This is a genomic window from Kineococcus halophytocola, from assembly GCF_041276425.1.
GTDB lineage: Bacteria > Actinomycetota > Actinomycetes > Actinomycetales > Kineococcaceae > Kineococcus > Kineococcus halophytocola.
This window is the reverse complement of sequence record NZ_JBGFTU010000009.1, coordinates 66792-79236: the sequence shown is the minus strand read 5'-3', so window position 1 is coordinate 79236 and position 12445 is coordinate 66792. Positions and strand designations below refer to the sequence as shown.

The following is a 12445-nucleotide window of genomic DNA, read 5'->3' as shown; positions in this document are numbered from 1 at the left end:
CGAAGGGGCGGGTCCCGGTGGACCCGCCCCTTCGCGTGCGGCGAGCGGTCCGCCGCGGGATCAGCGCCCCGCGGCGGCGTGACTCACTTGATGATCTTCGTGACCCGACCGGCGCCGACGGTGCGGCCACCCTCACGGATCGCGAACTTCAGGCCCTCTTCCATCGCGATGGGCTGGATGAGGTCGACCTTCATCTCGGTGTTGTCACCGGGCATGACCATCTCGGTGCCCTCGGGCAGCGAGACGACGCCCGTGACGTCGGTCGTCCGGAAGTAGAACTGCGGACGGTAGTTGTTGTAGAAGGGCGTGTGACGGCCACCCTCGTCCTTGGACAGGATGTAGGCCTGACCCTCGAACTCGGTGTGCGGGGTGATCGAGTTCGGCTTGGTCACGACCTGGCCGCGCTCGACGTCGTCACGCTTGAGACCACGCAGCAGCAGGGCGGCGTTGTCGCCGGCCTGGCCCGAGTCCAGCATCTTGTTGAACATCTCGATGCTGGTGACGGTGGTCTTCGAGGAGGTCGGCTTGATGCCGACGATCTCGACTTCCTGGTTGACGTTCAGGACACCGCGCTCGATGCGGCCGGTCACGACGGTGCCGCGGCCGGTGATCGTGAAGACGTCCTCGATCGGCATGAGGAAGGGCTGGTCGACGGCGCGCTCGGGCTCGGGGATCGCGGTGTCGACCGCGGTCATGAGCTCCATGAGCTTGTCGCCCCACTCGGCGTCGCCCTCGAGGGCCTTCAGCGCCGAGACGCGGACCACGGGGACGTCGTCGCCCGGGAACTCGTAGGACGAGAGGAGCTCACGCACCTCCATCTCGACGAGCTCGAGGAGCTCCTCGTCCTCGACCATGTCGGCCTTGTTCAGCGCCACGACGATGTAGGGGACGCCGACCTGGCGGGCCAGGATGACGTGCTCCTTCGTCTGCGGCATCGGGCCGTCGGTGGCCGCGACCACGAGGATGGCGCCGTCCATCTGCGCCGCACCCGTGATCATGTTCTTGATGTAGTCCGCGTGACCCGGGCAGTCGACGTGGGCGTAGTGACGCGCCTCGGTCTGGTACTCGACGTGAGCGATCGAGATCGTGATGCCGCGCTGACGCTCTTCAGGGGCCTTGTCGATCTGGTCGAACGCCGAAGCCTTGTTGAGCTCCGGGAACTTGTCGTGCAGCACGCGGGTGATCGCCGCGGTCAACGTCGTCTTCCCGTGGTCGATGTGACCGATCGTGCCGATGTTGACGTGCGGCTTGGTCCGCTCGAACTTCGCCTTCGCCACTGGGGGTCCTCCTCGGACTGTCGTTTCTTCCCGACCCGGTTCAACGGGTGGGTGGGTGACCTGGCTGGTCACTGGCCCACACGGCGGTGGTCCAGGGGTCGTACCGTGGGGAAGCGGTCTGCTGGCAACGGCTTCGCGGACCGCTCCCCCGGGTGTGTCAGGAGCGGGTCACTCCCCGCGGACCTTCTTGACGATCTCGTCCGCCACGTTCCGCGGAACCTCCGCGTAGCTGGAGAACTGCATCGAGTAAACCGCGCGGCCCTGGGTCTTGGACCGGAGGTCCCCGACGTAGCCGAACATCTCCGACAGCGGGACGGCGGCCTTGACGAGCTTGGCCCCGCTGACGTCCTCCATGGACTCGATCTGCCCACGGCGGGAGTTCAGGTCGCCGATGACTTCGCCCATGTAGTCGGCGGGCGTACGCACCTCGACGGCCATGACCGGCTCGAGCAGCACGGGCTGCGCCTTGCGGACAGCCTCGCGCAGGACCATCTTGCCGGCGATCTTGAAGGCCATCTCGGACGAGTCGACGTCGTGCGCCGCCCCGTCGACGAGGGAGGCCTTGATGCCCACCAGCGGGTAGCCGGCGACGACGCCTTCCTGCATCGCCTCCTGGATCCCGTTGTCCACCGAGGGGATGTACTCGCGCGGCACGCGACCACCGGTGACGGCGTTGACGAACTCGTAGAACGTCCCGTCGGTGGTGTCCATGGGCTCGATCGAGACCTGGACCTTCGCGTACTGACCGGACCCACCCGTCTGCTTCTTGTGGGTGTAGTCCTCCTTGAGCACCGCCCGGCGGATGGTCTCGCGGTAGGCGACCTGCGGCTTGCCGACGTTGGCCTCGACCTTGAACTCGCGCTTCATGCGGTCCACGAGGATGTCGAGGTGGAGCTCGCCCATCCCCTTGATGATGGTCTGGCCGGTCTCCTGGTCGAGCTCGACCTGGAAGGTCGGGTCCTCCTCGGCCAGGCGCTGGATCGCGGTGCCGAGCTTCTCCTGGTCGCCCTTCGTCTTGGGCTCGATGGCGACCGAGATGACGGGCTCGGGGAAGGTCATCGACTCGAGGACGACCTGCTGAGCCGGGTCGGACAGGGTGTCCCCCGTCGTCGTCTCCTTCAGGCCGATCATCGCGTAGATGTGACCCGCACGGGCCTCGTCGACCGGGTTCTCCTTGTTGGAGTGCATCTGGAAGAGCTTCCCGATGCGCTCCTTCTTGCCCTTGGTCGAGTTCACGACCTGCGAGCCGGCGGAGACGACCCCGGAGTAGACGCGGACGTACGTCAGCTTCCCGAAGAACGGGTGCGCGGCGACCTTGAAGGCCAGCGCGGAGAAGGGCTCGGTCGAGTCCGGCTTGCGCAGGATCTCCACCGACTCGTCGCCGACCTTGTGGCCGATCATCGGCTTCACGTCCAGCGGCGAGGGCAGGTAGTCCAGCACCGCGTCGAGCATGGGCTGCACGCCCTTGTTCTTGAACGCGGAGCCGCAGAAGATCGGGTAGACCTCGCTGCCGATCGTCAGCTTGCGGACGGCCGCCTTGATCTCTTCGGGGGAGATCTCCTCGCCGCCGAGGTACTTCTCGAGCAGGGCCTCGTCGGTCTCGGCCACGCGCTCCAGGAGCTTGGTCCGGTACTCCTCGGCCTTCTCCTGCAGCTCGGCCGGGATGTCCTCCTTGGTGTACGCCTCGCCCTTGGCGGTGTCGCCGCGCCAGGTCAGCGCGCGCATGTACACCAGGTCGATGACACCGAGGAAGTCGTTCTCGGCCCCGATCGGGATCTGCATGACCAGCGGCTCGGCGCCGAGGCGCTCGACGATGGTCTTCACCGTGAAGTAGAAGTCCGCACCCAGCTTGTCCATCTTGTTGACGAAGCAGATGCGCGGGACGTCGTACTTGTCCGCCTGGCGCCACACGGTCTCGGACTGGGGCTCGACACCCTCCTTGCCGTCGAAGACGGCGACAGCACCGTCGAGGACGCGCAGGGACCGCTCGACCTCGACCGTGAAGTCGACGTGGCCGGGCGTGTCGATGATGTTGATCTGGGTGCCTTCCCAGAAGCAGGTGGTGGCGGCGGAGGTGATGGTGATCCCCCGCTCCTGCTCCTGCTCCATCCAGTCCATCGTGGCCGCGCCGTCGTGGACCTCGCCGATCTTGTAGTTGATCCCCGTGTAGAAGAGGATCCGCTCCGTCGTCGTGGTCTTGCCGGCGTCGATGTGCGCCATGATGCCGATGTTGCGGACCTTGGTCAGGTCCGTCAGCACGTCCTGTGCCACGGTTTACTGCCTCTTCCCTGGGATCGAGGGTGTGGAACGGCGAGCGCAGCCCGCCGCTGGGGTCACCAGCGGTAGTGCGCGAAGGCCCGGTTCGACTCGGCCATCTTGTGCGTGTCCTCGCGGCGCTTCACCGCGGCACCGAGGCCGTTCGAGGCGTCGAGGATCTCGTTGAGCAGACGCTCGGTCATCGTCTTCTCGCGGCGCTGCCGGGCGTAACCGACGAGCCAGCGCAGGGCCAGCGTCGTGGAACGGCTCGGGCGCACCTCGATCGGCACCTGGTAGGTCGAGCCACCGACGCGGCGGGACTTGACCTCGATCGCGGGCTTGACGTTGTCGAGCGCACGCTTCAGCACGACGACGGGGTCGCCGCCGGTCTTGTCGCGGGCGCCCTCCAGGGCGCCGTACACGATGGACTCGGCGACGGACTTCTTGCCGTCGAGGAGGATCTTGTTGACGAGCTGCGTCACCAGCGGGGACTGGTAGACCGGGTCCACCACGAGGGGACGCTTGGGTGCGGGGCCCTTGCGCGGCATGTCAGCTCTTCTCCTTCTTCGCGCCGTAGCGGCTGCGCGCCTGCTTGCGGTTCTTCACACCCTGCGTGTCGAGCGACCCGCGGACGATCTTGTAGCGGACACCCGGCAGGTCCTTCACGCGGCCACCGCGGACCAGGACCATCGAGTGCTCCTGCAGGTTGTGGCCGACGCCGGGGATGTAGGCCGTGACCTCGATGCCGCTGGTCAGCTTCACGCGAGCGACCTTGCGCAGCGCCGAGTTCGGCTTCTTCGGCGTCGTGGTGTACACGCGCGTGCACACGCCACGGCGCTGCGGGCTGCCCTTGAGGGCGGGCGTCTTGGTCTTGACGACCTTGTCCTCCCGGCCCTTGCGGACCAGCTGCTGGATGGTGGGCACCCTGTCTCCGTCTGTCTCGATCTGGTGGTTCGGCTGTCCTGGGAACGCGCCGCCCGTCATGGGCCGGCGCTCGACCCCCGCCGACCCACGAGGTCGGGCGTGTCGTTCGGTCGAGGTCCCGCAGGAGTGACGTCCTGTCACCTGGTCGCGGGCGCGCTCGTGTCAAGCGGACACGAGACTACCCGCGCTGTTGCTGAGTGGTCAAAACGGGCGCACGCCACCGGCGACGGCCCGTGACGGGCCGCCCCCTCCCCCGTCGCCGGGGGAGGGAACGGCCCGGAGGGGCGTCAGCGGTAGTCGCTGCTGCCGTAGTCGAACTCCTCGAGCGGGACGGCCTGGCCGGAGCCCACCCCGAACTGGGCGTAGTCGACGTCGTCGTAGCCGGGCACCGAGTACATCTGCGCCTTGGCCTCCTCGGTCGGCTCGACCCGGATGTTGCGGTAGCGGGGCAGCCCCGTACCGGCCGGGATGAGCTTGCCGATGATGACGTTCTCCTTGAGCCCAAGCAGCGGGTCGCTCTTGCCCTCCATGGCCGCGTTCGTCAGGACGCGGGTCGTCTCCTGGAAGGAGGCGGCGGACAGCCACGAGTCGGTCGCGAGCGACGCCTTCGTGATCCCCATGAGCTCCGGGCGACCGGAGGACGGCTGACCGCCCTCGGCCATGACCCGGCGGTTCTCCTCCTCGAAGCGCGCGCGCTCGACGAGTTCCCCGGGCAGCAGCTCGGAGCCGTTCTGCTCGATGATCGTCACCCGCTTGAGCATCTGGCGGACGATGACCTCGATGTGCTTGTCGTGGATCGACACGCCCTGGGAGCGGTAGACCTCCTGCACCTCGTCGACCAGGTGCATCTGCACCCGGCGCGGGCCGAGGATGCGCAGCACCTGCTTGGGGTCGACCGCACCCTGGACGAGCTTCTGCCCGACCTCGACGTGCGTGCCGTCCTCGACCAGGAGCCGCTGACGACGCGTGACGGGGTACTCGACCTCGTCGGCGCCGTCGTCGGGGGTCACGACGATCTTGCGGCCCTTGTCGGTCTCCTCGATCCGGGCACGGCCCGCGACCTCGGAGATCGGCGCGTTCCCCTTGGGGGTGCGGGCCTCGAACAGCTCGACCACGCGCGGCAGACCGTGCGTGATGTCACCGGACTCCGACGCGGCACCACCGGTGTGGAAGGTGCGCATCGTCAGCTGGGTGCCGGGCTCACCGATCGACTGGGCCGCGACGATGCCGACGGCCTCGCCGATGTCGACGAGCTTGCCCGAGGCCAGCGAGCGGCCGTAGCAGTGGGCGCAGGTCCCCACGCGCGACTCGCACGTCAGCACCGAGCGCACCTTGACCGACTCCACGCCCTGGGCGACGAGGGCGTCGATGACGACGTCCCCGAGGTCGGCCCCGGCCGCGAGCACGACCTCCCCGCCGGCGAGCACGTCGGTCGCCAGGGTCCGGGCGTAGACGCTCGTCTCGACGTCGTCGTGGCGGCGCAGGGTGCCGTCGGCACCCTTCTCCGCGATCGGCATCGACAGGCCGCGGCTGGTGCCGCAGTCCTCCTCGCGCACGATGACGTCCTGGGAGACGTCCACGAGACGACGGGTGAGGTACCCGGAGTCGGCGGTCCGCAGCGCGGTGTCCGCCAGCCCCTTGCGGGCGCCGTGCGTGGTGATGAAGAACTCACCCACGGTCAGGCCCTCGCGGAAGGAGGCCTTGACCGGACGCGGGATGATCTCGCCCTTCGGGTTGGCCATGAGGCCACGCATCCCGGCGAGCTGACGCATCTGCATCCAGTTGCCTCGTGCACCCGAGCTCACCATGCGGTGGATGGTGTTGTGCTGCGGCATGGCCTGCTCGAGGTCCTTGGCGACCTCGTTCGTGGCCTGCGTCCAGATCTCGATGAGCTCCTGACGGCGCTCGTCGTCGGTGATCAGACCGCGCTCGTACTGCTGCTGGACCTTCTCGGCCTTGGCCTCGTAGGTCTCCAGGATCGTCAGCTTGTTCGGCGGCGCCACGACGTCGGCGATGGACACGGTGGTCCCCGAGCGGGTGGCCCAGCGGAAGCCGGCCTCCTTCAGGGCGTCGAGGGCGGCCGCGACCTGAACCTTGGGGTACTTCTCGGCCAGCTCGTTGACGATCGCGGACAGGTGCTTCTTGTCCACGGCCGTGTTCACGTACCGGAAGTCGACCGGGAGCGTCTCGTTGAAGAGCGCGCGACCCAGCGTCGTGTCGACCGTGAGGTCGTCCCCGGCGGTCCAGTCCTCGGGCAGCGTCCAGCCCTCGGCCGGCACGACGCCCTGCAGGCGGATGCGCACCTTCGCGTTCAGGTGCAGCTGCCGCGCGTCGAACGCCATGATCGCCTCGGCGAGCGAGGAGAACACGCGCCCGACGCCCTCGACGTCGTCCCGGTCGGCGGTCAGGTGGTACAGCCCGATGATCATGTCCTGGGTGGGCATGGTCACCGGACGGCCGTCCGCCGGCTTGAGGATGTTGTTCGAGGACAGCATGAGGATGCGGGCCTCGGCCTGCGCCTCCGCGCTCAGCGGCACGTGCACGGCCATCTGGTCACCGTCGAAGTCCGCGTTGAAGGCGGTGCAGACGAGCGGGTGGATCTGGATGGCCTTGCCCTCGACCAGCTGGGGCTCGAAGGCCTGGATGCCCAGGCGGTGCAGCGTGGGCGCGCGGTTGAGCAGCACGGGGTGCTCGGTGATGACCTCGGACAGGACGTCCCAGACCACCGGGCGGGCGCGCTCGACCATGCGCTTGGCCGACTTGATGTTCTGCGCGTGCGACAGGTCCACGAGCCGCTTCATGACGAAGGGCTTGAACAGCTCCAGGGCCATCTGCTTGGGCAGACCACACTGGTGCAGCTTCAGCTGCGGGCCGACGACGATGACCGAACGGCCCGAGTAGTCGACGCGCTTGCCGAGCAGGTTCTGGCGGAACCGGCCCTGCTTGCCCTTGAGCATGTCGGACAGCGACTTCAGCGGGCGGTTGCCCGGACCCGTCACCGGCCGGCCGCGGCGGCCGTTGTCGAACAGCGCGTCGACGGCCTCCTGCAGCATGCGCTTCTCGTTGTTCACGATGATCTCGGGAGCCCCGAGGTCCAGCAGTCGCTTCAACCGGTTGTTGCGGTTGATGACGCGGCGGTACAGGTCGTTGAGGTCGGAGGTCGCGAAGCGGCCACCGTCGAGCTGCACCATCGGGCGCAGGTCCGGCGGGATGACCGGGACGCAGTCCAGGACCATGCCGTCGGGCGAGTTGCGCGTGGTGAGGAACGCCGAGACCACCTTGAGGCGCTTCAGGGCCCGCGTCTTGCGCTGGCCCTTGCCCGTGGCGATGGTCTCGCGCAGGGACTCGGCCTCGGCCTCCAGGTCGAAGCTCTGCAGGCGCTTCTGCAGCGCCGCCGCCCCCATGCCGCCCTCGAAGTACATGCCGAAGCGCTCGCGCATGGCGCGGTAGAGCACCTCGTCGCCCTCGAGGTCCTGGACCTTCAGGGTGCGGAAGCGGTCCCAGATCGTCGTCAGGCGGTCGATCTCGGTGTCGGCGCGACGACGGATCTGCGCCATCTCCCGCTCGGCGGACTCGCGCACCTTGCGGCGCACGTCCGACTTCGCCCCCTCGGCCTCCAGCTCGGCCAGGTCGGCCTCGAGCGTCTTGGCGCGGGCGTCGACGTCGGAGTCGCGGCGGTTCTCGACCTCGCGCTTCTCGACCTCGATCTGGGCCTCCAGGGAGGAGAAGTCGCGCTGGCGACCCTCCTCGTCCACCGAGGTGATCATGTAGGCCGCGAAGTAGATGACCTTCTCGAGGTCCTTCGGAGCCAGGTCGAGCAGGTAGCCCAGCCGGCTCGGGACGCCCTTGAAGTACCAGATGTGCGTGACGGGGGCGGCGAGCTCGATGTGCCCCATGCGCTCACGACGGACCTTGGCCCGCGTGACCTCGACACCGCAGCGCTCGCAGATGATGCCCTTGAAGCGGACGCGCTTGTACTTGCCGCAGTAGCACTCCCAGTCCCGGGTGGGGCCGAAGATCTTCTCGCAGAAGAGCCCGTCCTTCTCCGGCTTCAGGGTGCGGTAGTTGATGGTCTCCGGCTTCTTGACCTCACCGTGCGACCACGTGCGGATGTCGTCCGCGGTGGCCAGCCCGATGCGCAGCTCGTCGAAGAAGTTGACGTCGAGCAACGTGATCTTCTTTCTCTAGGTTCTTCCGAGGTCTGACTTGTCCGAGGAACCCCGGTGCGGGGCTCCGTTGTCCGGCCGGAGGCGGGTGGGGGCGCTCCCCCACCCGCTCCTCCGTCAGACCTCTTCGACGCTGCTCGGCTCGCGCCGCGCCAGGTCGATGCCCAGCTCCTCGGCCGCCCGGAAGACGTCCTCGTCGCTGTCGCGCATCTCGATCGCCATGCCGTCGGAGGAGAGGACCTCCACGTTCAGGCACAGCGACTGCATCTCCTTGATGAGCACCTTGAAGGACTCGGGGATGCCCGGCTCGGGGATGTTCTCGCCCTTGACGATGGCCTCGTAGACCTTCACGCGGCCCAGGACGTCGTCGGACTTGATCGTGAGCAGCTCCTGCAGGGCGTAGGCGGCGCCGTAGGCCTCCAGGGCCCAGACCTCCATCTCGCCGAAGCGCTGACCACCGAACTGCGCCTTACCACCGAGCGGCTGCTGGGTGATCATCGAGTACGGGCCGGTCGAGCGGGCGTGGATCTTGTCGTCGACCAGGTGGTGCAGCTTCAGGATGTACATGTAGCCGACCGAGACCGGGTCCGGGAACGGCTCACCGGAGCGGCCGTCGAACAGCCGTGCCTTGCCGTCGCCCTGGACGAGGCGGTCGCCGTCGCGCGTCTTGAGCGTGGAGCTCAGCAGCCCGGTGATCTCCTCCTCGCGGGCACCGTCGAAGACGGGCGTCGCGATGCGGGAACCGGCCGGGGCCGAACGGATCTCCTCGGGGATGAGCTCGGCCCAGTCCGGCTGGCCCTCGATCTCCCAGCCGCGGCTGGCGATCCAGCCCAGGTGCAGCTCCAGGACCTGACCGACGTTCATCCGGCTCGGCACGCCGAGCGGGTTGAGGATGACGTCGACCGGGGTCCCGTCCTCGAGGAACGGCATGTCCTCCACGGGCAGGATCTTGGAGATGACGCCCTTGTTGCCGTGACGGCCGGCGAGCTTGTCACCGTCGGTGATCTTGCGCTTGTTGGCCACGTAGACGCGCACCAGCTGGTTCACGCCCGGGGGCAGCTCGTCGCCCTCGTCCCGGTCGAAGACCTTGACGCCGATGACGGTGCCGGTCTCGCCGTGGGGGACCTTCAGCGACGTGTCGCGGACCTCGCGGGCCTTCTCGCCGAAGATGGCGCGCAGCAGGCGCTCCTCGGGGGTCAGCTCGGTCTCGCCCTTGGGCGTGACCTTGCCGACGAGCAGGTCGCCGTCGCGGACCTCGGCACCGATGCGAATGATCCCGCGCTCGTCGAGGTCGGCCAGGACGTCCTCGGCCACGTTCGGGATGTCCCGCGTGATCTCCTCGGGCCCCAGCTTGGTGTCGCGGGCGTCGACCTCGTGCTCCTCGATGTGGATCGAGGACAGGACGTCGTCCTGCACGAGGCGCTGCGACAGGATGATCGCGTCCTCGTAGTTGTGGCCCTCCCACGGCATGAACGCGACCATGAGGTTGCGGCCCAGGGCCATCTCGCCGCCGTCGGTGGACGGGCCGTCGGCGAGGACGGTGCCGACCTCGACGCGCGCGCCCTCCTCGACGACGACCTGCTGGTTGTAGGCGGTGCCGTGGTTGGAGCGGCGGAACTTCGCGACCTTGTAGCTGGTCGTGGAACCGTCGTCGTTGGACACGGTGATGAGGTCGGCCGAGACCTCGGTGGCGACACCGGCCTTCGTCGCGACGACGACGTCACCGGCGTCGACGGCGGCGCGGAACTCCATGCCGGTGCCGACGAGCGGGGCCTCGGTCTTGACCAGCGGCACGGCCTGACGCTGCATGTTCGCGCCCATGAGCGCGCGGTTGGCGTCGTCGTGCTCCAGGAACGGGATCATCGCGGTCGCGACGGAGACCATCTGGCGGGCGGCGACGTCCATGTAGTCGACGTCGGAGTTCGGGACGAACTCCGTCTCACCACCCTTGGCGCGCACCAGGACACGGGCCTCGGCGAAGGAGCCGTCCGGGTTCAGCGGCGCGTTGGCCTGGGCGATGACGAAGGAGTCCTCCTCGTCGGCCGTCAGGTAGTCGACGTCGTCGGAGACCTTGCCGTCGACGATCTTGCGGTACGGCGTCTCGATGAAGCCGAACGGGTTGATGCGCCCGTAGGAGGACAGCGAGCCGATGAGGCCGATGTTCGGGCCCTCGGGGGTCTCGATCGGGCACATGCGGCCGTAGTGCGACGGGTGGACGTCGCGGACCTCCATGCCGGCGCGCTCACGGGACAGACCGCCCGGACCCAGCGCGGACAGGCGGCGCTTGTGGGTCAGACCCGCGAGCGGGTTGGTCTGGTCCATGAACTGCGAGAGCTGGCTCGTCCCGAAGAACTCCTTGATGGAGGCCACGACGGGACGGATGTTGATGAGCGTCTGCGGCGTGATGGCCTCGACGTCCTGCGTCGTCATGCGCTCGCGCACGACGCGCTCCATCCGGGACAGGCCGGTGCGGACCTGGTTCTGGATGAGCTCGCCGACGCTGCGCAGGCGGCGGTTGCCGAAGTGGTCGATGTCGTCGACCTCGACGCGGACGTCGACGGGCTGGCCGTTCCGCACGCCCGGCATCGAGACCTCGCCGGCGTGCAGCTTCACGAGGAACTTGATGGTGCGCACGATGTCGTCGACCGAGAGCACGCTGGAGCTCAGTGGCTCCTCCATGCCCAGCTTCTTGTTCACCTTGTAGCGGCCGACCTTGGCGAGGTCGTAGCGCTTGGGGTTGAAGTAGAGGTTGTCGAGCAGGTTGCGCGCGGCCTCCTGCGTCGGCGGCTCGCCCGGGCGCAGCTTGCGGTAGATGTCCAGCAGCGCGTCCTCGACGCCGGAGGTGTGGTCCTTCTCCAGCGTGGAGATCATCGACTCGTAGTCGGCGAACTCCTCGCGGATCTGGGACTCGCTCCAGCCGAGGGCCTTCATGAGGACCGTGACGGACTGCTTGCGCTTGCGGTCGACGCGGACACCGACGGTGTCGCGCTTGTCGATCTCGAACTCCAGCCACGCACCGCGGGACGGGATGATCTTCGCCGTCCAGGTGTCGCGGTCGGACGTCTTGTCCGGGACGCGCTCGAAGTAGATGCCGGGCGAGCGGACGAGCTGGGAGACGACGACGCGCTCGGTGCCGTTGATGACGAAGGTGCCCCGGTCGGTCATGAGCGGGAAGTCGCCCATGAAGACCGTCTGGGACTTGATCTCGCCGGTGTTGCCGTTGATGAACTCCGCGGTGACGAACAGCGGAGCGGCGTAGGTGAGGTCGCGCTCCTTGCAGTCGTCCAGGGAGTACTTCGACGGCTCGAACCGGTGGTCGCGGAACGACAGCGACATGGAGCCGGAGAAGTCCTCGATCGGCGAGATCTCCTCGAAGATCTCCTCCAGACCGGAGGTCGTCGGGACGGCGAGGCCACCGTTGGTGGACGCCTCCACCCGGTCCTGCCAGCGCTTGTTGCCGAGCAGCCAGTCGAAGCTGTCGGTCTGCAGCGCGAGCAGGTCGGGGACCTCAAGCGGTTCGTGGATCTTGCCGAAGGAGTACCGTCCGGAGACGGTGCGCGGCGACTGGTTGCCGACGACGGTGGTGCCGGTGCTGTTCGGTGCGGACGCTGGACGCGAGGCAGCCAAGAGGGGTCCTTCCACGGGCCTGCGAACGTTGCGCGCTCCCCGCCCCACTCGGTCGTTCTCACGGCGACGACCGGCCATATGACTTTGGGCAGCGCAAAACAGCAGCATAGCGCGCACAGGCGTGCAAGTCCAACCCCGGCCCACGGCGGACCCGGGCCGGACCCCCGGGGCACCCACGACGTCGGTGTCGTTGCG

The 12445-nt window shown here is 68.0% G+C and carries 6 protein-coding genes; all 6 read right to left on the bottom strand.

What is annotated here, in order from left to right:
* Positions 1 to 83 precede the first annotated feature (83 nt).
* On the bottom strand, positions 84 to 1277 hold the full coding sequence (gene tuf, locus AB2L27_RS09485) for an elongation factor Tu (protein WP_370441230.1): 1194 nt from the start codon (positions 1275 to 1277) through the stop codon (positions 84 to 86).
* Between the two features lie 168 nt (positions 1278 to 1445).
* Complete coding sequence (fusA, locus tag AB2L27_RS09480; RefSeq protein WP_370441229.1) at positions 1446 to 3548, bottom strand: elongation factor G; 2103 nt, start codon at positions 3546 to 3548, stop codon at positions 1446 to 1448.
* A 62-nt stretch (positions 3549 to 3610) separates the two neighbouring features.
* Positions 3611 to 4081, bottom strand: coding sequence for a 30S ribosomal protein S7 (gene rpsG, locus AB2L27_RS09475; protein WP_106209636.1), 471 nt, complete (start codon positions 4079 to 4081; stop codon positions 3611 to 3613).
* Position 4082: 1 nt separating this feature from the next.
* On the bottom strand, positions 4083 to 4457 hold the full coding sequence (rpsL, locus tag AB2L27_RS09470; RefSeq protein WP_012084987.1) for a 30S ribosomal protein S12: 375 nt from the start codon (positions 4455 to 4457) through the stop codon (positions 4083 to 4085).
* Positions 4458 to 4744: 287 nt separating this feature from the next.
* Positions 4745 to 8626, bottom strand: a complete 3882-nt coding sequence (locus AB2L27_RS09465) for a DNA-directed RNA polymerase subunit beta' (protein WP_370441228.1) — start codon at positions 8624 to 8626, stop codon at positions 4745 to 4747.
* A gap of 114 nt (positions 8627 to 8740) precedes the next feature.
* Positions 8741 to 12250 carry a DNA-directed RNA polymerase subunit beta gene (gene rpoB / locus AB2L27_RS09460; RefSeq protein WP_370441319.1) on the bottom strand — a complete coding sequence of 1170 codons (3510 nt, stop codon included), beginning with the start codon at positions 12248 to 12250 and terminating at the stop codon, positions 8741 to 8743.
* Between the last annotated feature and the right edge of the window lie 195 nt (positions 12251 to 12445).

Excerpts from the sequence above, each read along its gene's own strand:
- rpsG (WP_106209636.1), bottom strand. The coding sequence starts at position 4,081 with ATGCCGCGCAAGGGCCCCGCACCCAAGCGTCCCCTCGTGGTGGACCCG.